At 61.8% G+C, this 22,765-nt stretch carries 25 protein-coding genes, 1 pseudogene and 1 other annotated feature; of the genes and pseudogenes, 11 read left to right on the top strand and 15 right to left on the bottom strand.

The window, feature by feature from the left end; genetic code table 11:
- Positions 1-23: 23 nt before the first annotated feature.
- Genes D1641_RS13345 through D1641_RS13335 form a run of 3 tightly spaced genes read right to left on the bottom strand, consistent with a single transcriptional unit; the run spans position 24 to position 796 of the window.
- Positions 24-302: a DUF4160 domain-containing protein gene (locus D1641_RS13345; protein ID WP_160666508.1), complete on the bottom strand. Its 279-nt coding sequence runs from the start codon at positions 300-302 to the stop codon at positions 24-26.
- Positions 286-558 (bottom strand): hypothetical protein, encoded by a 273-nt coding sequence (locus D1641_RS13340; RefSeq protein ID WP_160666506.1) that lies wholly within the window; start codon positions 556-558, stop codon positions 286-288. The genes D1641_RS13345 and D1641_RS13340 overlap by 17 nt, the downstream gene beginning before the upstream one ends.
- Positions 559-577: 19 nt before the next feature.
- On the bottom strand, positions 578-796 hold the full coding sequence (locus D1641_RS13335) for a helix-turn-helix transcriptional regulator (protein ID WP_160666504.1): 219 nt from the start codon (positions 794-796) through the stop codon (positions 578-580).
- 93 nt (positions 797-889) lie between these two features.
- Here D1641_RS13335 and D1641_RS13330 point away from each other — a divergent pair, with 93 nt between their 5' ends.
- Positions 890-1,153, top strand: coding sequence for a hypothetical protein (locus D1641_RS13330; RefSeq protein WP_160666502.1), 264 nt, complete (start codon positions 890-892; stop codon positions 1,151-1,153).
- Positions 1,154-1,455: 302 nt separating this feature from the next.
- On the opposite strand, the gene D1641_RS13325 is transcribed toward D1641_RS13330, so the two are convergent.
- The 6 genes from D1641_RS13325 to rimP all read right to left on the bottom strand — a co-directional run bounded on the left by D1641_RS13325 (position 1,456) and on the right by rimP (position 6,742).
- Positions 1,456-1,602: a hypothetical protein gene (locus D1641_RS13325; protein WP_201757366.1), complete on the bottom strand. Its 147-nt coding sequence runs from the start codon at positions 1,600-1,602 to the stop codon at positions 1,456-1,458.
- Between the two features lie 32 nt (positions 1,603-1,634).
- Complete coding sequence (infB, locus tag D1641_RS13320; RefSeq protein WP_160666498.1) at positions 1,635-4,025, bottom strand: translation initiation factor IF-2; 2,391 nt, start codon at positions 4,023-4,025, stop codon at positions 1,635-1,637.
- A 20-nt stretch (positions 4,026-4,045) separates the two neighbouring features.
- A complete protein-coding gene (locus tag D1641_RS13315; RefSeq protein ID WP_160666496.1) occupies positions 4,046-4,621 on the bottom strand; it encodes a 50S ribosomal protein L7 in 576 nt (191 codons plus the stop codon).
- The gene (locus tag D1641_RS13310; RefSeq protein ID WP_160666494.1) at positions 4,611-4,889 is read right to left on the bottom strand and encodes a YlxR family protein; all 279 of its coding nucleotides are present in this window, start codon (positions 4,887-4,889) and stop codon (positions 4,611-4,613) included. Before D1641_RS13310 ends, D1641_RS13315 begins: the two co-directional genes overlap by 11 nt.
- Before the next feature lie 155 nt (positions 4,890-5,044).
- Positions 5,045-6,226 carry a transcription termination factor NusA gene (gene nusA / locus D1641_RS13305; protein WP_160666526.1) on the bottom strand — a complete coding sequence of 394 codons (1,182 nt, stop codon included), beginning with the start codon at positions 6,224-6,226 and terminating at the stop codon, positions 5,045-5,047.
- Positions 6,227-6,286: 60 nt separating this feature from the next.
- Positions 6,287-6,742: a ribosome maturation factor RimP gene (rimP, locus tag D1641_RS13300; protein ID WP_160666492.1), complete on the bottom strand. Its 456-nt coding sequence runs from the start codon at positions 6,740-6,742 to the stop codon at positions 6,287-6,289.
- 296 nt (positions 6,743-7,038) lie between these two features.
- Between rimP and D1641_RS13295 the strand changes: the two genes are divergently transcribed.
- Complete coding sequence (locus D1641_RS13295; protein ID WP_160666490.1) at positions 7,039-7,497, top strand: hypothetical protein; 459 nt, start codon at positions 7,039-7,041, stop codon at positions 7,495-7,497.
- A 384-nt stretch (positions 7,498-7,881) separates the two neighbouring features.
- Here D1641_RS13295 and D1641_RS13290 read toward each other — a convergent pair.
- The 3 genes and pseudogenes from D1641_RS13290 to D1641_RS13280 form a co-directional block, all read right to left on the bottom strand.
- Positions 7,882-9,815 (bottom strand): annotated as a pseudogene (locus tag D1641_RS13290) (YgiQ family radical SAM protein).
- A 148-nt stretch (positions 9,816-9,963) separates the two neighbouring features.
- Positions 9,964-10,761, bottom strand: coding sequence for a peptidoglycan recognition family protein (locus D1641_RS13285; RefSeq protein ID WP_160666488.1), 798 nt, complete (start codon positions 10,759-10,761; stop codon positions 9,964-9,966).
- A complete protein-coding gene (locus D1641_RS13280; RefSeq protein WP_160666486.1) occupies positions 10,758-10,961 on the bottom strand; it encodes a hypothetical protein in 204 nt (67 codons plus the stop codon). The genes D1641_RS13285 and D1641_RS13280 overlap by 4 nt, the downstream gene beginning before the upstream one ends.
- Positions 10,962-11,273: 312 nt before the next feature.
- On the opposite strand from D1641_RS13280, the gene D1641_RS13275 reads away from it, so the two are divergent.
- The 6 genes from D1641_RS13275 (at position 11,274) to D1641_RS13250 (ending at position 16,545) form a co-directional block, all read left to right on the top strand.
- The gene (locus tag D1641_RS13275) at positions 11,274-12,041 is read left to right on the top strand and encodes a hypothetical protein (protein WP_160666484.1); all 768 of its coding nucleotides are present in this window, start codon (positions 11,274-11,276) and stop codon (positions 12,039-12,041) included.
- A 70-nt stretch (positions 12,042-12,111) separates the two neighbouring features.
- The gene (locus tag D1641_RS13270) at positions 12,112-13,563 is read left to right on the top strand and encodes a DUF6056 family protein (RefSeq protein ID WP_160666482.1); all 1,452 of its coding nucleotides are present in this window, start codon (positions 12,112-12,114) and stop codon (positions 13,561-13,563) included.
- A gap of 70 nt (positions 13,564-13,633) precedes the next feature.
- Positions 13,634-13,768 (top strand) — a sequence feature (ribosomal protein L10 leader region).
- A 26-nt stretch (positions 13,769-13,794) separates the two neighbouring features.
- On the top strand, positions 13,795-14,322 hold the full coding sequence (gene rplJ / locus D1641_RS13265) for a 50S ribosomal protein L10 (RefSeq protein WP_160666480.1): 528 nt from the start codon (positions 13,795-13,797) through the stop codon (positions 14,320-14,322).
- 69 nt (positions 14,323-14,391) lie between these two features.
- A complete protein-coding gene (gene rplL / locus D1641_RS13260; protein WP_160666478.1) occupies positions 14,392-14,769 on the top strand; it encodes a 50S ribosomal protein L7/L12 in 378 nt (125 codons plus the stop codon).
- Positions 14,770-14,944: 175 nt separating this feature from the next.
- Positions 14,945-15,583, top strand: coding sequence for an ECF transporter S component (locus tag D1641_RS13255; RefSeq protein WP_160666476.1), 639 nt, complete (start codon positions 14,945-14,947; stop codon positions 15,581-15,583).
- Positions 15,580-16,545, top strand: a complete 966-nt coding sequence (locus D1641_RS13250) for a P1 family peptidase (protein ID WP_160666474.1) — start codon at positions 15,580-15,582, stop codon at positions 16,543-16,545. Before D1641_RS13255 ends, D1641_RS13250 begins: the two co-directional genes overlap by 4 nt.
- Positions 16,546-16,601: 56 nt before the next feature.
- Here D1641_RS13250 and D1641_RS13245 read toward each other — a convergent pair whose 3' ends face one another.
- Both D1641_RS13245 and D1641_RS13240 read right to left on the bottom strand, forming a co-directional pair.
- Positions 16,602-17,522: an AEC family transporter gene (locus tag D1641_RS13245; RefSeq protein ID WP_160666472.1), complete on the bottom strand. Its 921-nt coding sequence runs from the start codon at positions 17,520-17,522 to the stop codon at positions 16,602-16,604.
- A 302-nt stretch (positions 17,523-17,824) separates the two neighbouring features.
- A complete protein-coding gene (locus tag D1641_RS13240) occupies positions 17,825-18,598 on the bottom strand; it encodes an enoyl-CoA hydratase-related protein (RefSeq protein WP_160666470.1) in 774 nt (257 codons plus the stop codon).
- Positions 18,599-19,003: 405 nt separating this feature from the next.
- On the opposite strand from D1641_RS13240, the gene D1641_RS13235 reads away from it, so the two are divergent.
- On the top strand, positions 19,004-19,387 hold the full coding sequence (locus D1641_RS13235) for a hypothetical protein (protein WP_160666468.1): 384 nt from the start codon (positions 19,004-19,006) through the stop codon (positions 19,385-19,387).
- 108 nt (positions 19,388-19,495) lie between these two features.
- Here D1641_RS13235 and D1641_RS13230 read toward each other — a convergent pair whose 3' ends face one another.
- On the bottom strand, positions 19,496-20,203 hold the full coding sequence (locus tag D1641_RS13230) for a hypothetical protein (protein WP_160666466.1): 708 nt from the start codon (positions 20,201-20,203) through the stop codon (positions 19,496-19,498).
- A 166-nt stretch (positions 20,204-20,369) separates the two neighbouring features.
- On the opposite strand from D1641_RS13230, the gene D1641_RS13225 reads away from it, so the two are divergent.
- Positions 20,370-21,239, top strand: coding sequence for a hypothetical protein (locus D1641_RS13225; protein ID WP_160666464.1), 870 nt, complete (start codon positions 20,370-20,372; stop codon positions 21,237-21,239).
- Positions 21,240-21,452: 213 nt separating this feature from the next.
- Positions 21,453-22,765, top strand: a 1,313-nt coding sequence (locus tag D1641_RS13220; RefSeq protein ID WP_243149392.1) for an oligosaccharide flippase family protein, incomplete at its 3' end; no start/stop codon positions are given.

Here is a 22,765-nt window from a genome sequence, read left to right as displayed (position 1 = left end):
CCTTTGAATGGTAGTAGGTCAAATCAGCAGAAGTAGCTGATCTCTCCAAAGTACGCTGTCCATTTCTCAATAATCTCCTCGCTTCTGGCCTCAATGATTTTCATGATGTTTCGAAGCGTCCGCTCCGGAATTTTTGAGCTGTTGCCATACAGATAGCATTTCCCGGTCTGAGTGATCCAAATCTTTGTGGCCCCCGCGCTGGGCGCCCCCTGACAGACATGGACATGCACCGGCTCCAAGGGCTCGTTTTCATTGGACCAAAAATAGACCCAGTAGGAGCCAATTTTAAAAACCTGCGGCACTGTCAAAGCCTCCCTCCTGGGAGAATTGCAGGATCAGGTGGGCCGTGGACCGGACAACCTCCTGCAAACGCGCCATATCCGCAGCGGAAAAACCGAATATATCCTCCCAGTTATAGCCAGGCAGCCAGCAGGTAGCACGGTGAAAACCGTCCTTCACATCCGGACGCTCCAGATATACCTTCACCCGGCCATCCTCCTTCATCTCGGAGTGGACAATCTCGGTATTGTCATCTAAAGTCATAAAGGGGTACATCATAGGTAAACCCTCCAAATCTTCACCGCCGCTCCCGCACGTCGGAACGGCCCATCAGGTAATCCAGGCTGACGTCGAAAAAGTCGGCGATGGCCACTAGTCCGGGGACGTCGGGATAACGCTCCCGATATTCGTAGCATTGATAAGAACGCTCTTTCAGTCCTAGTATTTCCGCCATTTCACTCTGTTTTAGTCCCCGCTCTTTGCGCAACGCCTTTATGCGGGAAGAAAAATCTTCCATACTCTATTCCAACCCCTTGACACGCGCTTAAAATTCGAATATAATAAACACGAACTCTAAGCTCGAATACATCTTATATGAGGAGTGATAAAAATGCAAGACCTGCTTGCTGAATTGCTGTGGCAAAACGTAGAAATCGACGAGGCCGCCGGCCGCATCCGTCAGGCCCTGCCCGGCTTTGCTGAAGTCCAGCAGACCTACGACGCCCTGTCCGATCAACTCCGGGAGGCCGCCGGCCCCAGTCTCTACGATCAATATTTTACCCAACTGATCCGATACACCAATTACGAGGTGCAGGCATATTACTCCCTGGGCCTGGGCCTGCGGGAGGAAATAGCAAGGACGCTGGGGGTGTAGGGCCAAAAGCCTCCTTTTGAAAGGAGGTGGCACGGGCAAAGCCCGTGACGGAGGATTGTATTTTGGCACAGCCAAAATGTACGAAGTATACGGAGTCTCTGCTTAGCCGGCCTGCTTCGCACGTTTCGCTTCGCGAAACACAATCCTCAGTCAGCCTTCGGCTGACAGCCCCTTTCACTGGATAGCCGTTAGCGGCTTTGCCGCTTACGGCTATCGCGTCCCCCTTGCGGGGAAAAGGGGCCTTTTAAGGGTGCAGACCTGAAAGCAAAAGCGGGACGGGCGAATCCGCCCGCCCCGTTGGATCAGTCCTCTAATACTTTTTGGAGATTATCAATTACTTTCTTCATTTTTTCGCTTTGCTTTTCGGTGTTGCTCTCGCTTTGGATTTCAATCAAGTCATCCAAAACAAAACGAATAAAACCCTTGAATTGACTGTCAGTCATTCCCATAGTTGATATCCCCTTTCCAAACAATGAACAGCTTACACCTCAATCTGCTCCATGAGGAAGGCCTCGATGATGTCGCCCTCCTTGATGTCCTGGAATTTCTCGAAGGTGATGCCGCACTCGTAGCCCGAGGCCACCTCCTTGACGGAGTCCTTGAACCGCTGGAGGGAGGCGATAGCCCCGTCGTAGATGACGATGTTGTCCCGGAGCAGGCGCATCTGGGCATTGCGGCGCATCACGCCGTCCAGCACGTAGCAGCCGGCCACCATGCCCACGCCGGTGATACGGAACACGTTGCGCACCTCCGCCCGGCCCAGGTCCACCTCCCGGAATTTCGGCGCCAGCATACCCTTCATGGCGGCCTCTATCTCGTTGATGGCGTCGTAAATGACCCGGTACATCCGCATATCCACCTTCATCCGGGCGGCGGAGTCCTTGGCGTTGTTGTCCGGACGGACGTTGAAGCCCACGATGATGGCCCCGGAGGTGGCGGCCAGCATCACGTCGTTCTCGCTGATGGCGCCCACGGCGCAGTGGATCACCCGCACCCGGACCTCCTCGTTGGACAGCTTTTCCAGACTGGCCTTCACCGCCTCGGCGGAGCCCTGGACGTCGGCCTTGACGATGACGTTCAGATTCTTCATCTCTCCGGCCTGGATCTGGCTGAACAGGTCCTCCAGCGACACCTTGCCCACCGGGGCGGCGGCGGCAGCCTTCTGCTCGGCCTTGCGTTGCTCCACCAGCTCCCGGGCCATGCGCTCGTCAGCCACGGCGTGGAAGTCGTCGCCCGCGCCGGGCACCTCGCTCATTCCGATAATCTCCACCGGGACGGAGGGACCCGCCTCAGCCAGCTTCTGGCCCCGGGCGTCGGTCATGGCCCGGACACGGCCCACGGCAGTGCCCGCGATGATGACGTCGCCCTGCTTCAGCGTGCCGTTCTGCACCAGCAGCGTGGCGATGGGGCCCCGGCCCTTGTCCAGCCGGGCCTCGATGACCGCGCCGTGGGCGGTGCGGTTGGGGTTGGCCCGCAGCTCCTGGACCTCGGAGGTGAGGACTACCATGTCCAGGAGGTTGTCGATGCCCATGCCCGTTTTGGCGGAGATGGGGCATACGATGGTCTCACCGCCCCACTCCTCAGGCACCAGGGAATATTCAGTGAGCTGCTGCATAATCCGGTCGGGGTTGGCCGCCGGCTTATCCATCTTATTGATGGCCACAATGATGGGGATGTCCGCCGCCTTGGCGTGGTTGATAGACTCCACCGTCTGGGGCATGATGCCGTCGTCGGCGGCCACCACCAGGATGGCTACGTCGGTAATCATGGCGCCCCGGGCCCGCATGGCGGTGAAGGCCTCGTGGCCGGGGGTGTCCAGGAAGGTGACGGTGTTGCCCTTCACATCCACCTGATAGGCGCCGATGTGCTGGGTGATGCCGCCGGCCTCTCCGGAGACCACGTTGGCGTTCCGGATATAGTCCAGAAGAGAAGTCTTGCCGTGGTCCACGTGGCCCATGACCACCACCACAGGGGCCCGGGACCGCAGGTCCTCCTCCCGGTCCTCAGCGGTGTCGATGAGGCGCTCCTCGATGGTGACAATGACCTCCTTCTCCACCTTGCACCCCATCTCCTCGGCGATGATGGCGGCGGTGTCGAAATCGATGACGTCGCTCAGAGAGGCCATAACCCCGTTCTTGATGAGGCACTTGACCACCTCGGCCCCGGTCTTCTTCATCCGGGAGGCCAGCTCGCCCACCCCGATCTCGTCGGGGATGAGCACCTTGGTGGGGGCCTTCTTGGCGATCTCCAGCTGGAGGCGGCGCATCCGGTCCTGCTCCTCCTGGCGGCGCTTGCCGGACTGGCCGCGGCCCCCCTGCTGGCGGCGCTGCTGGCTCTTCTGCTGGATCTTCTGCTTGCCGCCCCGGGCGTCCTGCCGGCGCTGGTCGGTAAAGGACTCCAGCCGCTCGTCATACTTGTCCAGGTTCACCGCCGGGCCGCCCCGGGTGTCCACCACCTTCTTCTGGGGGACCTTGGACACGGGCTTCTGGACCTCCGGCCTGGCCGGCTGGCCCTGCGGCTGAGCGTGGGGCTGCTGCCTGGCCTGACCCTGGAGGGTCTGGGCGGGCTGCCCCTTCTTCTCTCCCCTGGAGGCGGCAGGCTGTTTGGCCTCCGCCTTGGGCGCCGCCTCCTTTTTGGCCTCGGGCTCGTGGTAGACGTCAGCATAGACCGACTCAATGGAGTCGATCTGGTTGTGCTGGGTCAGGTACTCGAACACGATGGACAGCTCCTCGTCGGTGAGGGGCTGCATGTGGTTCTTGGGAGGGTGGCCGTACTGGGTGAGGATGTCCATAATTTCCTTGGAGGGGACAGCCTTGCCGTTCTTCTTAAAATCCTTGGCCACCTTATGGATGGGGTATTTTGTCGTTATCATAAAAGGAAGCACCTCGTTTCTCAGGGTTTCCGGAGCTTGCCGGTCAGTCTTTTTCCACCGGGTCCGCCGGGACGGGCGGGGACGTCCTTAGGGCGTCCTGCCGCTTTCGGGGGCTGGGGTCTGCCCCGCGGCGGCGGGGCCTCCTTTTTCGCGGGGGGCGGGGCCCAGGGGGCCCTTTTGCCCCGCTGGAGGTTCTTCTCGTGCCGGCGCTGCTCCTTCTGCCGCTGGAGCACCCGGCCGGCCTTCTCCTTCAGCTGTCCGGCAGCGGGGCCGTACTTCTCCGGGTCCCGGGCGGCCAGCTTCTCCGCCACGGCGGCGGCAAAGCCCGCGTCGGTGAGGGCCAGCATGGCGCAGGACGTCCGGCCCAGAAGGAAGCCCAGCTCGCTCTTCCCGAAGGGCAGCTCCAGCCAGAGCACACTGCCCGCCTCACCGAAGTGGGCGGCCCGGCGGCGGGTGTTGGAGGCGGCGTCAGCCGCCAACAGCACCAGTCTGGCCTGACGGGCCCGGCAGACAGCCCCCACCGGCTCCTCCCCGATCTCCAGCCGGCCGGCCTTTTTAGCCAGGCCCAGCAGGTGAAGGACGGGATCATGGGGCATGGGGCTCCACCTCCTTCATCTGGGCCTCCAGCCCCTCCCACACCTCGTCCATAATCAGAGAGGAAAAGGCCCGCTCCAGGGCCCGGCTCTTCCGGGCCCGCTTCAGGCACTCCGGGTTGGGACACACGTAGGCCCCCCGGCCGGGCAGCTTGCCCTTAAAGTCCAGGGATACCGGCCCCTCCGGCGGTTTTACCACCCGGATGAGCGCTCTCTTCTCTTTCATCTCCCGGCAGCCAACACATTGGCGCATGGGTATCTTCTTGGGCAAGGCTCTCTCTCCTTCTCGTAGGGGTAATATTTTCGTAGGGCGCGACGCCCCGGCGCGCCCTGCATTTCCCCCGCAGGCTGTGTAGGGGCGGACATTGTCCGCCCGCTGTTGGCGCTTCCGGTCCTTGCGGGCGCACAATGTGCGCCCCTACGCGGTCACTCCTCCACGCTCTCGGGGATCTCTCCGTTCTCCTCCGCCTCAGCCATGGCGGCCTCCAGGGCCTCCTCAGCGGCCTCTGCCTCCGCCTGAGCGGCCAGCTCCTCAATGGGCTCCAGGGGTGCGGAGGCGGGCTTGATGTCGATCTTATAGCCGGTGAGCTTGGCGGCCAGCCGGGCGTTCTGCCCCTCCTTGCCGATAGCCAGGGACAGCTGGTCGTCGGGGACCACCACCCGGCAACTCCTGATGTCGCCGACGGCGGGCAGCTCCTCCACCGAGATCACGTCGGCGGGGGACAGGGCGGCGGCGATATACTCCGCCGGGTCCTCGGACCACTTGATAATGTCGATCTTCTCCCCCTTGAGCTCCTCCACGATGGTATTTACCCGCTGGCCCCGGGGACCCACGCAGGCGCCGATGGGGTCCACGTTGGGGTCGGGGGACCAGACGGCCAGCTTGGTGCGGGAGCCCGCCTCCCGGGCCACCGACTTGATCTCCACCGTGCCGTCGTAGACCTCGGGGACCTCCAGCTCAAACAGCCGCTTCACCAGCCCCGGGTGGGTCCTGGAGATGAGAACCTGGGGGCCCTTGGTGGCCTGGCGGACCTCCACCACATAGACCTTCAGCCGCTGATTCTCCACATAGCGCTCGCCCTTGACCTGCTCGCCCACGGGCAGGTAGGCGTCGGTAAACTCCGAGCCCGAGTGCAGCCGCAGGGAAACCGCCCCGTTCCGGGGGTCGATGCGGGTGACCGTTCCTGTGAGCAGCTCGTGCTCCTTGGTGCAGAACTCGTCGTAGATCATCCCCTGCTCCGCCTCCCGGATGCCCTGGATAATCACCTGACGGGCGGTCTGGGCGGCGATGCGGCCAAAGGAGCGGGCCTTCACCTCAATGCGCACCGTGTCCCCCAGCTCGGCCTGGGGCAGGGAACGGCGGGCCTCCTCCAGGCTGATCTCGATGGCGGGGTTGTCTACCTCCTCCACGATCTCCTTTTTCAGGAACAGCCGGACAGAGGAGGAGGCCTCGTCCGCCTCGATGACCAGGTTGTCTCCCACCCCCTCGTGGTCCTTCCGGTAGGCCGACAGCAGGGCCTGGGTCACCTTCTCCATGATATAGCCGGGCTTGATGCCCTTCTCCTGCTCAATCTGGTGGATGGCCTCGAAAAACTCCTTGCCGTCCATCTCATTGCTGTTGACATTCTTCTTGGTCACTCTCTTAGCCACGGTGCTTTCCTCCTAAAGTCAGACCCGCAGGTACAGCCGTACCAGCGCGATCTCCTGTTTGGTAAAAAGGGTCTCCTGCCCGTCCATGTCCAGGGTGACGGCCCCGTCCTCAAAGCCCTTCAGGCGCCCCACAAATTCCTTCCGGCCCTCCCGGGGACGGTAGAGCTTCACCTCCACCTCCTCGCCTAAAAAGCGGGCGAAGTGCTCCGGCTTTTTCAGCGCCCGGTCGGCTCCGGCGGAGGAGACCTCAAAGGTGTAGCTGCCCTCGATGGGGTCGGCCTCGTCCAGAAGGTCGGACAGGGGGCGGGAGACCGCCTCGCAGTCGTCGATGGACACGCCCCCCTCCCGGTCGATATAGACCCGGAGGAACCACTGCCCCGCTTCTTTTACATATTCCACGTCCCACAGGGCACAGCCCGCCCCCTCCACCACGGGAAGGGCCAGGGCAGCCACCGTGTCGGTCACCTTTGCCATGTGAAAACCTCCTGAAAACCGGGGGTCATCCCGTTTTTTCAATTAAAAAGAGCGGAGTCTCAACCCCACTCTTACTCACTACCCACTTTCTTGGATATACTATACCACAACATTTTTATAATTGCAAGAGAAATCAGCGAAGTTTTTCCAAAAAAGCATAGACCCTCCAAAGACTTTCCTGTCAAAAGCGGTCAAAAAATCCAATTCCTCCGGCCATTCCCGGACTGACGGCGGAAAATCAGGCCATACTAAAGCGCGGATGGGACCTCCAAAAAACGACGTGGGAGGATACTGCAATGAAGAAAAGCGCGCTCGCGCTGGTCCTGGCTCTCGCGCTGGTGGGATCGCTGGCGGCCTGCGGCACAGATAAAAATACCGGCAGCACCGGCAATAACTCCGCCTCCGGCAACGGCTCCAACAGCCTCAACGGCACCACCGGCTCCGGCGGCAGCGGCACCACTGGCTCCGGCGCCTCCGCCGGTCAGGTAAGCCGCCGCTACAACAGCGACCGGACCTATTTTGACGACGGCTACTACGCCGCCGGCCCCAACGGCCAGGTCTACGGCCCCAACGGCACCGGGATGGAGCGGGACCTGACCCGTGACGCCCGGGACATCGTCCGGGACGCCGGCGACGCCATCGGCGACATCGGCCGGGGCATCGGCGACGCCGCCCGGGATATCACCGGCACGGGGAACGGCGCCTACTCCGGCACCTCCAGCTGGGAGCCCGACTCCAGCGCGGTCCGATATTAACCGAAACGGGACGGGCGCCACGCCCGTCCCGCCCTTTTTCTCCTTGACAACCCCGGCCGGTCTGGTATAATAAATACAGAAGGGCGCTGTCGATAAACGGCTAGTCCCCTAAATTAGTTGCAAGAAGCAACCGCCGGCTGTGGGGACAGATTTGGCGGTTACTTCTTTTTACCCTGGATGAACAGGCCGCAAATGCCAATGATGACAAGGCATAATTGCAATACCTCAGATGTACTCACTGGGCAGCCCCCCTTTCACAAAATCAGGGGGCAGAAGCGCCCCCTGTCGGGGGACTAACCGTCTACCGTTATGACAGCGCACCTTCGTCCCGCCTGGCTGGCGGGCGTTTTTATTATAATACGGTTGGTCGGACTGTGTCAATTCTTACCGTTTCTTTTTTGGCTTTGCCTTGGCCCAGCCCGCTTTTTTGGCGGGGCGGGCGGAGGTCTCCTTTTTCTCCACACGGGTGCGAGTGTCGGCGCGGGGCTTTTTGCCCCCTGCGGGCCGGTTTCCGGAGGACGGCGCGCCGGGGCCGCCGCGCCCTGCAGACGCCCCGCCTCTGTCCGGCTTCACCAGGCAGTGCTTGCCATAGCCGATCAGCTCCTCCCGGCCGGTCTTATGGAGGGCCTCCAGCACCAGCTTCCGGTTCTGGGGCTTGCGCCACTGCATCAGGGCCCGCTGGAGGGCCTTGTCGTGGGGCGTTTTGGGGACAAACACCGGCTCCATGGTCCGGGGGTCGATGCCGGTGTACCACATGCAGGTGGCCAGGGTGCCGGGGGTGGGGTAGAAGTCCTGGACCTGCTCGGGCATGTGGCCCTGACGGTTCAGCCACTCGGCCAGCCGGACGGCGTCGGCCAGGGTGCAGCCCGGGTGGGAGGAGATCAGGTAGGGCACCAGATACTGGTCCCTGCCGTAGCGGCGGTTGAGCTTGAAGTACTTCTCCTTGAACCTCTCGTAGGCCTCGATGTGCGGCTTTCCCATATAGTCCAGGGTGTGGGCCACGCAGTGCTCCGGAGCCACCTTCAGCTGACCGGAGATGTGGTGCTGGACCAGGTCGGTGAAAAACTCCCCGCTGGGGTCCTTCATCAGATAGTCGAAACGTATCCCGGAGCGGATAAACACCTTTTTCACCTTGGGGATCTCCCGCAGCCTGCGCAGCAGCATCATGTAGTCGGTGTGGTCGGCGTCCAGGTTGGGACAGGGCTCCGGGGCCAGACAGGCCCGATTCCGGCACATGCCGCTTTTCAGCTGCTTTTGGCAGGAGGGCCGGCGGAAGGTGGCGGAGGGCCCGCCCACGTCGTGGATGTAGCCCTTGAAGCCAGGGTGCTCTGTGAGCATCCTCACCTCCCGGATGACCGATTCGTGGCTCCGGGAGGTGACTGTCCGGCCCTGGTGGAAGGCCAGGGAGCAGAAATTGCAGGCCCCGAAGCAGCCCCGGTTGTGGGTCACAGAGAAGCGGACCTCCTCTATGGCGGGCACGCCCCCCAGCTCGTCATACATGGGGTGGGGCTCCCGGACGTAGGGCAGCTCGGCCACCCGGTCCAGCTCCACCGTGGTCAGGGGGAAGGCGGGGGGATTGACGATCAGGAGCTGACTGCCGTGCCTCTGGACAATGGCTCTGCCGGACACGGCGTCGTGCTCCTGGTACTCCGCCATGCCGGCCCTGGCGTAGGCCTCCTTCGAGGCGGACACCTCCTCGAAGGAGGGCACCTCCACCCGGGGGTAGGCGCAGACACCGGGATGCCTTCCGATGACACAGGTGCCCCGCACATCGGTAATCTCCCCCACCGGCGTGCCCGATGCCAGCCGGGCGGCAATTTCTAAGGTAGCGGTCTCCCCCATGCCGTAGGTGAGGAGGTCCGCCTGGGCGTCGAAGAGGATCGAGCGGCGCACCTTGTCCTCCCAGTAGTCATAGTGGGCGAAGCGGCGGAGACTGGCTTCCAGTCCTCCTATGATGATAGGGATATCGGGAAAGGCCTCCCGCGCCCGGTTGGCGTAGACAATCGTGGCCCGGTCGGGGCGCAGGCCGGTTCTCCGCCCGGGAGAGTAGGCGTCGTCGTGGCGGCGCTTTTTGGCGGCGGTGTAGTGAGCCACCATGGAATCGATGTTCCCCGCCCGATGAGCACCCCCAGCCGGGGCCAGCCCAGTGACCGGAAGGCCTCCGCGCTGTGCCAGTCCGGCTGGGCCAAAACGGCCACCCGGTAGCCCCCGGCCTCCAGAATCCGCCCGATGATAGCCGGGCCGAAGGAGGGGTGGTCCACATAGGCGTCCCCGGTGATCAGCAGGAAGTCGTAATCATCCCACCCCCGGCGGGCCATGTCCTCCCGGGTCACGGGGAGAAACAGATCGCGGTCAAAGGGCATATCGATCCCCTCCTTTCGTGAGAGCAGTATATCAGCCTCCGGCCCTTTCGTCAACCAGGGAGCAAAAGCCCGCCCCTCCGGAGAGGGGCGGGCCCGGCACAGCTTATTTGGCTTTCTCGTCCTCGTCCAGCGCCCGGACCACCATGGAGATTACCTCCTGGCGGGTAGCCAGGTCCTCGGGCCGGGAACCGTCGGTGATATCCCGCTCCACCGCCTCGGCCAGCTCCTCCCTGCCGTACTCCGGCCCCTCCTGGGCGGCCAGCTCCTGGCGGTAGCGGAGCATAAACGCCTTCCACTGCTCATAGGTCACGTCCTCCTCACCTCCCTCTCCGCCGCCGGAGTCCTCCTCCAGCAGCCGGGCCACGTCGGCCCGGAAATCGTCCATGGATTTCCCCATCTTTGGAAACCAGTGGAGCACGTCGGCATGGTTGGAGGCCACACCCCTCTGATAGCCCTCCTGATGGCAGAGAACCACCCCTTCGGCCAGGGGGTCCAGGCCGTACTGCCTGCACAGCATGGCGGTCAGCTCCGCCGCCTCCTGATAGACCTTCCCGAAGTAGACCGGGTCGGTGAGGCCGTCCTCACAGATCTCAAAGCCGATGTGGGTGTTGTTGGCCGCCCCGCCGGCGTGCCAGCCCCGGTGCTCCCAGGGCAGGGTCTGGACGGCGCCCACCTCCCCATCGGCGAATTTCCCCACAAAGGCGTGGACGCACTTGGTCAGGCCGGGCCGGTCCCAGTGGTTCCCCAAGGTATTGGTTCCCAGCTCCTGGTCCCCCGGCACGTAGCGGCACACCCGGGGGTTATCCGCCCCGGTGGAGTGAACCATCACCCCCTTGACCGTGATGGTCCGCTGTGCCTTATAGCAGTCGTTCCGGGTCAAAAATTGCTGGCGCAGCCTCATTTTACGCCTCCTTCCCCGGCAGCCTTCCCCTCCTGGCTCTGGGTGCCGAAATAGAATGAGATAATAACCGCATAGATGGTCATAAAGTCCTGATCAATGCCTCCCCGGAGGGCCAGAATGGCGAACACCAAGGTGAGGATCAGGGTAACAATGCTCTTAACAGTCATGAGCTTGAGCATACGCTTAAAGAGAGGGTCCATTTGCCCCATCCTTTCCGTTCAGAGGACCGCAGTCCTCTTTCCCAGCTTATGGCGGACGGGCCTCTTCCGTGCCCCTCCGCCCCTGGCGGCAGAGCTCCGCAAAAGATTTATCCCGCAAAAACCTCCGTTTTCGCCCGTTTTCTCTGCTTTTTCATCATATTTCCGCTATTTTATATTTTTGGATACTTTTCCCGTTTTAAGTCTTGCAAAAAAAACACTCATCTGGTACAATAATAAATTGTCTGGATATACGGACATATCGAAACTACTCTATTTGGGCGCAGCCGCCCACAGCAAGGAGAATGAATAGGCATGGATAAGAAACAGAGAGAAGATCGCCGCCGTCAGGAGGACATCGCGCTGCAGCGAGGACTGCTGTGGGTGGCGGGGGCGGCCGTACTGGAAGCTCTGCTGGTGCTTGTCAACCGCTACTATATCAACTACCACACCGTCGAGTCTGAGGTTAACATCGCCCTGACCCTGAGCAGCATCCTGGGCTTCCTGCGCATCGCCGCCCCCATAGCCGCCGTGCTGGCCCTGGCCTGGACCGGCTGGCAGTTGAAGGAGAAGAAAAAATTTGCCCTGCCCCTGATCCTGGCCTTCGCTCTGGCGGCGGTGGCTATCTGCGCCCATGTGACCATCAAGTTCCAGGGCGCGGGCGTCTCGATGCTCTACTGGCTGGTGGTGGCCTGGGCGGTGCTGGCGCTGGTATACTATATCTATCAGCGGGAGTTCTTCCTGTCCGCCGCCGCCTGCGGCATGTCGGTGCTGGCCCTGTGGTTCGTGCGCTACGGCGCCGCCTACGGGCTGGAGACCATCCTGCTGCTGATCGCCATCGCGGTGGTCACTGGAGGGGTAGTCTGGCTGAAGAAGACCGACGGGCTCTGGCCCGGCAGCGATCCCATCCGCTTCCTGCCCCAGAAGACCAACTACACGGTACCGGTGGTCACCTGCGCGGCCAGCTTGGCGGCGGTCATCGCGGCCATGGTTCTGGGCATCACTGCCGCCTTCTATCTGATTTTTGTCATGGTGGCCTGGCTCTTTGCCCTGTTTGTATACTTCACTGTCAAGCTGATGTAAGACTTTTGCGCATTTTCAAGAGGACTCCCCGCAAAGCAGCGGGGAGTCCTTTCCATAAGGAGGAATTTTGATGACAGTACTTCAAGACAGGCGGAATCGGGCGGGCCGCCGGCTGTGCCTGGCAGGGCTGTTCCTGGTCCTGCTTCTGCTGTGCCGACTGTACCCCTTGACGGGGGACGACTGGTATCGAGAGGTTCTGGGCGCCTCCCTCCACAACCCGATGGACCTGATCCGGGAGATCGCCTTCCGCTGGTCCACCACCAACAGCCGCATTTTGTCCAACCTCTTCGCCTTTTCCGCCGGCAGCCGGCCCCTGCTGCGGCAGCTGTATCAGACCGCCTTCACCCTGGCCCTCATCGCTCTGCTGGCCCGAGTCACTCAGGTGGACGGCTCGCAGGGGCTGCTGCTGTGGACGGCGGCGGTGCTGGCCCTCCCTCGGGACATCTTCGCCCAGACCCACGCCTGGGCCGCCGGCTTTTTTGTCTTTGTCCCCCCTGCGGTGCTGTTCCTGACCAGTCTGGCCCTGGTCCGGCCCATCCTGGACGGCGGCGAGCTGGAGGAAACTCCCCCCCGCTGGGCCGCGCTGTTCCTCCTGGGGTTTCTCCAGGAGCTGTCCGCCGAGCACAATGCCCTGTACGCCATCTGTGCCGCCCTGGTCCTGCTGGTCTGGTACCGGCTGGAGCGGAGACGGTGGTCCCCCTCCCTGCTGCTCCTTCTGCTGGGCTGCGTACTGGGTGCGGCACTGCTCTTCGCCTCCCCCTCCTACCGGCTGGTCTCCGGGGACGGCTCCTACTACCAGTCCGGCCTGTCCGGCGGGCTGGCGGGGCTGATCGTCACTGCCCGGAACAACCTGCCGGTGGTGTCCCAATATCTGATTCTGGACTGCCCGGTGCTCTACATCTCTCTCACCGCCCTGACCCTGGTCCTGGGGGTGGGACACAGGGGCTGGCCCCACCGGCTGCTGGATGGGGCGCTGACCCTGTGCTGTATCTGGCTGGCCGTGGGAGAGTCCCGCCTCTTCCTCTGTGCCTGCCTGTGGGCCCTGCTTTTGACTCTGACCCTGGTCCTCCGGCTGCCCGACCGGACCAGCCGGGCCCGGACCCTGTTTTTCCTGTTCAGCGCCGGGGTGGCGGCGGGACCGCTGCTCTTTGTCAACCCCATCGGACCACGGTGCCTGTTCTTCCCCTACATGCTCCTGCTGGCGGCGGCGGGGTGTATCCTCCACGCCCTGGAGCCCGACCGCCTGTCCCCCCTGATCGCCGGAGTGGTCCCGGCGGCTCTGGCGGCGGCGGTGCTGGGAGTGACCTTCTCCGTCTTTCTCCCCATCCACCGCACCGAGCTTGAACGGACCGAAATCCTGGAGGAGGCCCTGGCCGGCCGCGCGGCGGAGGCGGTCCTCCCCCCCTATAACCAGGACGGCGGCTGGCTCTGGGACGGGGACAACGGCGAAAAAATCGGGCAGGTCTACCACTACGAGACCCCCGGGGACCTGGTGATTACCTTCGCCCCGCCGGAGCCGTAGCAAAATCGGGGATATCGGAAAAAATCCATATTTTTTCCGGTATCCCCCTTGACAAACCGGGGCCAGTCTCATATAATACTCGTTGCGTTCAAAGACAGCAGGGGCCCAGCCGGGCGTAATTCCTGCCGAGAGTGCTTTCAAAGGATAACCACTTTGACGGTACTGTCCTCCTGTCTTTACGGCGGGAGGTTTTTTGTTTCGCGCAACCAATATCTGGAGGTGAAACCGAAAATGCCTAACGCAAAGGTCCTTTCCGAGAAGAAAGCCATCGTGGCCGCCCTGGAGGAGCAGCTGAAGAATGCCTCCAGCGGCGTTCTGGTGGACTACAAGGGCATCACCGTGGCCGAGGACACCGCCCTGCGCGCCGAGCTGCGCCAGAACGATGTGCAGTACGCCGTGGTGAAGAACACCCTGGTCCGCTTCGCCCTGGACGACGCCGGTCTGAAGGAGCTGGACGGTGTGCTCAGCGGCACCACGTCTCTGGCTACCAGCGCCGGCGACCCCATCGCCCCCATGCGCGTGGTCAACAAGTACGCCAAGCAGCTGGGCGAGGGTAAGTTCAACATCAAGGGCGGCTTTATGGACGGCAAGGTGATCTCCCTGGAGGAGATTATGGCTCTGGCCGAGCTGCCCTCCAAGGACGTGCTCCAGGCCCAGGCTCTGGGCATGATGCTGGCCCCCATTACCAGCCTGGCCATCGTCCTGAAGGCCATCGCCGAGAAGGACGGCGAGCCCGCCCAGGCCCCCGCCGCCGAGTAAGCGGCAGTTCCGCTCCCAGGGGGAGACAATTTAAATTTAAATATTACACATTTAGGAGGTTCATTTATCATGGCTAGTGAGAAGATTACTGCCCTCATCGAGGAAGTCAAGGCCCTGACCGTTCTGGAGCTGTCCGAGCTGGTTAAGGCTCTGGAGGAGGAGTTCGGCGTGTCCGCCGCCGCTATGGCCGCTCCCGCCGCCGGCGGCGGGGCCACTGAGGCCGCCGTGGAGAAGACCGACTTTGACGTGGTCCTGGCCGGCTTCGACGCCGCCGCCAAGATCAAGGTCATCAAGGCCGTCCGCGAGATCACCGGGCTGGGCCTGGCCGAGGCCAAGGCCGCTGTCGAGGGCGCTCCCAAGACCCTGAAGGAGGCCGTGTCCAAGGACGAGGCCGAGGAGCTGAAGAAGAAGCTGGAAGAGGCCGGCGGCAAGGTGGAGCTGAAGTAAGCTCACCCCCATCTGACCCATCCGCGGAGCCCGGATTTTTCCGGGCTCCGTTTTTATGCTTGTAATTTGGCCGGAGATGGGCTATACTGTCGCTGGGCGGAGGCCCTGTCCGGCCCGAGCCCCAAATATGCGCTGCATCCGCCAAGGGCGGAGCGGCAGCAGGAGGTAATTGAATATGAAAAAAAAGACCGATGTGCGCTATCTGGCGGAGCTGTCCCTTTTGACGGCGATTGTGCTGATTATGGCCTATACCCCGCTGGGCTATCTCAAGACCCCCTGGGGTGTGGAGATCACCTTCATCGTGGTCCCGGTGGCTGTTGGCTCCATTGTGCTGGGCCCCAAGGCGGGCGCCTTCCTGGGGCTGGTGTTCGGCCTGACCAGCTTTGCCCAGTGCTTCGGGGCCAGCCCTCTGGGGGTCATCTTCCTCCAGGAGAGCCCCCTGGGCACCTTTTTCTGCTGCGTCGTCAACCGCGTGCTGGTAGGTGTCGTTCCCGGACTGCTCTATCTGGCGTTCAGACACTCCAGCCGCCTGCGCAATCCCGGGCTGGCGCTGTGCTGCTTCCTCACCCCGGCGCTGAACACCCTGCTTTACATCGTGGGCAACTGGATAATCTTTCACGACACCTGGCTCAACGTCTCTGTCTCCACCTATGGCTACACCGGCGGCGGCGGAGCCAGCCTGTTGATCTTTATGATGGGCATGGTGGCCGTTAACGGCCTGGCCGAGGCGGCCACCTGCCTGGTGCTGGGCGCCGCCGTGTGCAAGGCCCTGGAAAAAACAGTACACAGAAACGAGGTGCGTTCCGCCGCATGAAAGAGATCGGAATTATGGAGGTGGGGGGCTTCCGGGTGGGCCACGCCCAGGACCTTGAGGCCGCCACCGGCTGCACAGTGATCCTCTGCGACCGCATGTCCCCCGCCGGGCTGGACGTCCGGGGAGGCGGCCCCGCCTCCCGGGAGTCCCAGATTCTGAACCCCACCATGGACGCCATGGGGGTCAACGCCGTCCTCCTGTCCGGTGGCAGCGCCTTCGGCCTGGACGCCGCCGGAGGGGTGCAGAGGTATCTGGAGGAGCGGAACATCGGCTTTGACACCGGGGTAGCCAAGGTCCCCCTGGTGAGCCAGTCCTGCCTCTTCGACCTGGGGGTGGGCCGGAAGGACGTCCGCCCCGATGGGGCGATGGCCTACGCCGCCTGCGAAAATGCCAGCTATGACGCGCCCGCCCAGGGCAACGCGGGGGCGGGCACCGGCTGCTCGGTGGGCAAGTACCGGGGTATGGAGCGCGCCATGAAGTCCGGCTTTGGCGCCTACGCCTTTCAGGTCGGGGTTATCAAGGTGGGGGCCCTGGTGGCGGTAAACGCTCTGGGGGACGTCTGCGGCCCCGACGGAGTCCAGATCGCCGGACTGCTCAACGAGGAGAAAACCGGCGTCACCTCCACCCTGGAGGAGCTGTTCCGGGATGTGGAGCTGGTCGGCCGCCTGCCCACAAGCAACACCACCCTGGGGGTGGTGGTCACCAATGCCAGGCTGGACAAGACCCATCTCACCAAGGTGGCGGGGATGACCCATAACGGCTATGCCCGGGCCATCCGGCCCGTCCACACCACCGCCGACGGGGACAGCGTCTACGCCCTGTCCCTGGGGGACCTGCCCGGCGACGTAAACGTAGTCGGCACGATGGCCGCCCGGGCTATGGAGCGCGCCATTGTGAGGGCCGTCCAGTCGGCGGAGTCCGCCTACGGTCTGACGGGCTGGCGGGAGCTGAACCATCTATAAAAAATGGAAAGACCTGCGGCATTGGACGCATTGCGTTCAATGCCGCAGGTCTCTTTTTACAGCAGCAGGGAGATAAGGGGGAGGGTGATGATGCACAGCAGGCTGGACAGAAACACTGTCCGGGCGGACAGCTGGGTGCAGCCGTCGTGCTCCTCCGCGATAAAGGTGGTCACCGCAGCGGTGGGCATAGCCAGATTAATCAGGAAGGCCCCAAAGACCAGGCTGTCCAGGCCGGGAATCAGCTTCAGGACACACCAGGCAGCCAGGGGATAGACCAGCAACCGGAAGCCGGAGGCGGTGAGGGCATCCCGGTCCCGGACCACCTCAGACAGCCTGCCCTGCGACAAGCTAATGCCGCTGACAATCATGGACAGGGGGGTGGTCATGCCCGCCAGATATTCCAGCGGGCTCAGAATAGCCTGGGGAATCTGAATCCGGGTGAAGTAGGCCGCCAGCCCCAGCGCCATCGCCAGGTTGACGCCGCTGAAAATCGCCTGGCCCCAGGAGATGGGGGCGGCGGCGCTGTCCGCCGGCCGGTCCATGCAGATCAGCTTGGCCCCCACGCTGAACAGCAGACAGCTGAATGGGACAGACAGAATCACCGTCAGGCTCAGCCCCTCCTCCCCGAAGAGGGCCAGCGCCACGGGGAAGCCCATGAAGCCGTTATTGCCGAAGGTGGCGCAGCAGCTCCACATCCCCCGCCGCCCCTGGGGCACCCGGAGAACTCTGGCCAGTGCCAGGGACAGCACCGTAAAGGCGGGGAGCATCGTCACCCCCAGCAGGAGCATGGAGCCCCCCAGCTTTAAGAAGCCGGGGTCGTAGGGCCGAAGCATGGAGCAGAATACAGTGGCGGGGACCGCCACCTTCATCAGCAGGGCGCTCAGAGGCTTGGACGCCCCGGCAGGGATCAGTCCCGTCCGCGCCGCCGCAAAGCCCACCCCAATCAGCAGGAACAGCCCTGTCAGATTGGACAGCAAAACCGAAATGCTCGTAAAAAACACCTCATTTTATGTTTGTGCACAAGGAAACCGCCGAACAGGCCAAAAAGCCCGCCGGCGGCTTAGGCGCTGTTTGAAAAATGGAAATATGCACAGTGGTGAGGAATTTTTTCGCCAGACAAACACAATTTTTCGCAGGAATACTGGATGTATTTCAAGAAAAATTGGGGCAGTATGGCGAAAAAAGACCACCACTTGGGCGTATTGACATTTTTCAAACAAGCCCCACTATATCAGAAATTTCTTCCGGAGACAAGCCCCTTCGCCAAATTCTTCCCCGCTCAGCGGTTTTTAAAGGCGGTGACCTTCTCCTTGTTGACAAAGGCCTTCATGGCGTCCTTCTGGTCCTCGGTGGCGAAGCACAGGCCGAAGGCCTCAGCCTCGAAGGCGGCGCCGGTGGTCATGTCGGTCTGCATTCCCCGGCGGATGGCCGCCTTGGACTGCCGCACCGCTACCTGAGCGTTGGCGGCGATGGCGTTGGCCAGCTCCAGCGCCTTGTCCATCAGCTCCTCGGCGGGATAGACGTGGCTGACAAGACCGATGCGCTGGGCCTCCTCCGCCTTGATGACCTTGGCGGTGAGGATGAGCTCCATGGCGTTGGATACCCCCACGATCCGGGCCAGGCGCTGGGTGCCGCCGAAGCCGGGGGTGATGCCCAGGCCCACCTCGGGCTGGCCAAACTTGGCCTTCTCGCTGGCGATACGGATATCGCAGGCCATGGACAGCTCACAGCCGCCCCCCAGAGCGAAACCGTTGACGGCGGCGACAGTGGGCTTGGTCAGGTTCTCCAGCTTCAGGAACACGCCGTTGCCGTAGGCCCCGAAGGCCTTGCCCTCCACGGCGGTGAAATTGGACATCTGGCCGATGTCCGCCCCGGCCACGAAGGACCGCCCCGCCCCGGTGACCACGGCCACCAGAATCTCAGGATCGGCCTCCACCTGGTCCAGCACAGTGTTCAGATCCTCCAGCACCTGCTTGTCCAAGGCGTTCAGCGCCTCGGGCCGGTTCATGGTGACGATGCCCACAGGGCCCTTCTTCTCCAGCGTGACAAACATAGGAAAATTCCTCCTTATTTTTAAGTGGTGCTCCCATTATAGCGGATAGTCTTCAAAAGGGCAAGGGAAACAAAGGAACATTTTCTTGACGGAACATCGGAAGCATGGTACATTGTACGCAGGTGCTGTCCAACACAGGCGAGGCGGTTCAGCTACACCACCCGAAAGGGGGTGAGCGTATGCCGGTTACGGTTACGTTTCATATCTTCGGTCTTACCGTAACGATACGTATTAAACGCTGAAAACCGCCACCCCGGTACGGTGACGGTTTTCGTTTAAACCTTTACCATTCGGGCTGAACCGTCTTGCGGACAGCACCTTGTATGCTTACTATACTACTGCCCTGATACTTTGTCAAGGCTGCTTTTTGTCCTTCCGGCTCTAAAACCATAGAAGGAGGCTCATATGAAACAGAAAAAATGGCTGATACCGATCTGCGCAATCGCTGGAGTGCTTCTTCTCTGTGGCGCGTTCCTCTGGTATCTGAAGGCAAACTCCCTGACCCTTTCTGTCGGGCGTTTTTTGAGGACGGACAACGGGTTCTGTATGTTGGTGGACGAACATGGTCCGATCCGTTTGAGCAACACAGAGGGCAAAAGCACATTATGTGACGGCCTTGCCAGCGGCGACAAAATCCTTGTTCTGCGGGGCACCTTTGTTAGAGACTCTCTTCCTGGTCAGACATGGGCAAGAGCTGTATTCAAATTGAGCGGCGGCATGGTCAGCGACATCCCTGAAGCGGTTCTGACCCAGCTCGCCGCGCTTGGGATGCAGCCGGTCCAGTCATAAGCCGTACTGATTATTTCATGGATAAGCGTCCTCCCTCCCGAATAGAGTGTCAGGAGGGGGGCCATCTTCCTCACCGCCCTGATACTTTGTCAAGGCGGCTTTTTGTTTTCAGGCTCTGAACTGCCTCAACTCCTCCTCAGAAAACAGCCCCAGGGTCTGATACCGCTCCCGCAGTTCACCGGCCGGCTTTCCGGACATAGCCTCCCGCATGTCCTCCTGTAAGCGGGCGATGATATCGCAGAATATGGGGGAAGCGTGGACGTCCGCCCTCCGCTTGTCCCACTGGAAACCGTTCAGCGGGGCGCTCTCGTCCATGCCCAGCTCCTCCGCGATATAGGAGTCCGCCCAGCATTCCAGCAGCTCCCCCACCCGGTCGGGCGATTCCCCGTTCTCCTCTACGATGTCAAAAAACAAATGGCCGAACATCTCCAAAAAGCCGCTGTTGCAGCTTCGATGGTCCCAATCGTCAAAATATTTGTGGTAAAAGTCCTCCTTCTCCGGTGTGTCCATATAGCTGTCGTCACAGTTTACAATCATGCAGGCCGCCGCCTGGAGGCATTCCTCAAACTGCCGCAGCTCCTCGGTGATTACCGTCTCCCCCGATGCCATGGCGTCCCACAGCAGGTCGAAGGCGAGGGGAAGAACCTCCGGGGTGGAATCGGTACGCTGGGTGTTCAGAGCCCTGGTGTAGACAATCAGGGCAAACAGGTCGTTGATGTAGTCTGATGTCAGCGAGAGGCAGCTGAAGCGCCCCAAAAAGTTTTCCTTCTCCTGAGGCGTCATCTCCGCAAAATTTTCCTCATAGTGCTTCAGCATTTTGGACACTCCTATTCTCCTAAATGTAGCTTGGGTATGGTTTATCTTATCATATCGCCGCTTCTTCTTCAACTATTCTCAGAGAAAACGCTCCCTGCAAAACAGGGATTGAAACAGGCATATGCGCGTGATAAAATAAAGTCAGCCGCTATGATATGGAGGGGTCATGATGAAACGCTGCATCACCTGCAAAAAAGAAATCATCGAATTTGGCGAAAAGCAGTTTACTGGTTTTCAGTCCATCTTCCCGCCCAAAGAATACGACAAGGCGTGTTACTTTGTCCTACGGGACGGGAGCACCGCCCCCTACTACCCCTTCGCCCGAAGAAGTGAGGCAGGCGGCGTCCAGCATCTGCGGATAGAGCGGGGGTTCTGGAATGACCAGATCCACCTGCGGGTCAACGACGTCTATGTCAGCTACCTCATGTACGACTGGAGCGTGGCGATGTGTACTGGTAAGGTATCAAATTACTCAGGCTATAGCAGATTAAACCGCATTTCGGAAAAATACACTGTCTGCTCCCCGTGGTTCGACACGGATAACGAGAGGGACAGTTTACAAAAGGGCCTGGCGGAGCTGGGCGCCTGGTATGACGGACACCTTCCGGAGATCAGCCTCTCCTATGAAAAACAGCAGGGCTGGCTGGACAAGGACTGGAAAGACGCCAGGATCACCAGGGCCTACCTGGATGAACATCTGCCCGAATTGACGCAGCCCGAAATCTTTGAGCTGTACCGCACCGTTGACCGCCTCGCGGCGGAGTATGAGACCTCCGATATGAAGAACCGAAAAAACGATTTTGGGTATCAGGCCCCGCTCTCATTCTTTAATGATTTCTGCTATGGCAAACTGCCGCCCAAAATCAACCGGTGGGTGGATGAGCTCAGTAATATCATGCTGTCCAAAAAAATTGTAAACGGCATTGATTTGGACTACGCCCGCTCCTTTGCCGTGAGAGCCCTGCTGTACCTCTTCCACGACAGCCAAACGGAAAAATATCCCGGCATCCTCAGGCATAAGGAGCTTTGGACATAGACAGAACAGCGAAACACTCTTAACAACGGATAAATTCTTCTCCCCCTGAATAGTATTTACCAATGCGGCCTCCAGGTCTGCGCCTATACCAAATCGAAGCCCAGCGAAGCGGGTTCGATTTGGAGAGGAGGAGCAAGGGAGCGCAATGAGGGATGCCCGCTAAGGCGTCCCGAATGGAGCGGACTTTGCTTCGACGAGGGGAGGGGGATTGTCTTGTCTGAAAAAATGCTGTCCGCGGGGAAGGGGGCCATCTTCCTTACCGCCCTGAGCGCCGTCTCCCAGGTGCTGGGGTTCTTCTACCGGGTGGTGCTTTCCCGGCTGGTGGGGGCGGAGGTCATGGGCCTGTACCAGCTGGTCATGCCGGTATACTCGGTGATTATGTCCCTCACCGCCGTGGGGGTGACCTCGGCCTGCTCCAACCTCACCTCCCAGCACCTGGCTCTGGGCAGCCGCCGGGCGGCGGACCAGACGGTCCGCACCTGCCTGAGGCTGTTTTTCCTCCTGCTCCTTCCGGTGGGGACGGTGGTAATTTTGGGCTCCGACGCCATCTCCGTCTATCTCCTGGGGGACGCCCGGACCCAGCTGGGTCTGGTTCTGCTGGTGCCCTGCGCAGCCCTCACCGGGGTGGAAAACATCCACAAACACTTTTTTTACGGCTCCGGCGTGGTCCGGCCCCCCGCTGTCGTGGAGCTGCTGGAGCAGTTCGTCCGCACCGCCGCAGTGATCGCCCTGCTGCTCCTCTTTCTGCCCCAGTATCCGGAGCGGGTGGTGGGCCTGATCGTGGCTGGGATGGTCATCTGCGAGGTGTTCTCCTCCTGCACTCTGGTGGCCCTCTACCGCCGGCGAATGGGCCGGTCCACCCTCACCGGCCGGGAGGAGACGGGGAGGGTCCGCCGCCGGCGGATCTTTTCCATCGCCCTGCCGGTGGGGCTGAACGCCCTGCTGGGCAACCTGATGGGGGCGGCCAACTCCGCCCTCATCCCCCAAAAATTAGTGGAGGGGGGGCTGGACCGCTCCGCCGCCGTGTCCCAGTTCGGGGTGGTGTGCGGGATGACCATGCCCATGCTGTCCCTGCCCATCGTGTTCCTGGGGGCGCTGAATCTGGTGCTGGTGCCCCGGCTGTCCCGGGCCTGCGCTCTGAACCGCCCGGGAGAGGTGCGCCGCCTGGCCTCTCAGGCTATCTCGGCGGTGGCCCTGCTCACCCTGCCCTGCATGGCCCTGATGGTGGTGGTGGGCCCCGACCTGGGGCGGGCCATGTTCCACCAGGAGGGGGTGGGGGAGCACCTGATTCCCCTGGCCTGCGTCATGGCTATGAGCTGCTACTGCTCGGTGCTGTGCGCCGCCCTCAACGGGGTGGGCCGCCAGCGGGCGGTGGCCGCCATCTCCCTGCTGGGGGGCGCGGTCCAGCTGGCCTTTACCCTGGCCCTGGTCCCCCTGCCCGGGGTGGGGATGAGGGGCTATGTGGCCGGGGCGGTGGCGTCCACCGCCCTGGAGCTGGGGCTGTGCCTGCGGCAGCTGGTCCGGGC

The sequence above is a fragment of the Colidextribacter sp. OB.20 genome (assembly GCF_009911595.1).
Taxonomy (GTDB): domain Bacteria; phylum Bacillota; class Clostridia; order Oscillospirales; family Oscillospiraceae; genus Lawsonibacter.
Note: the sequence above shows the minus strand (reverse complement) of the source record. Positions and strands in the feature narration are given on the sequence as shown.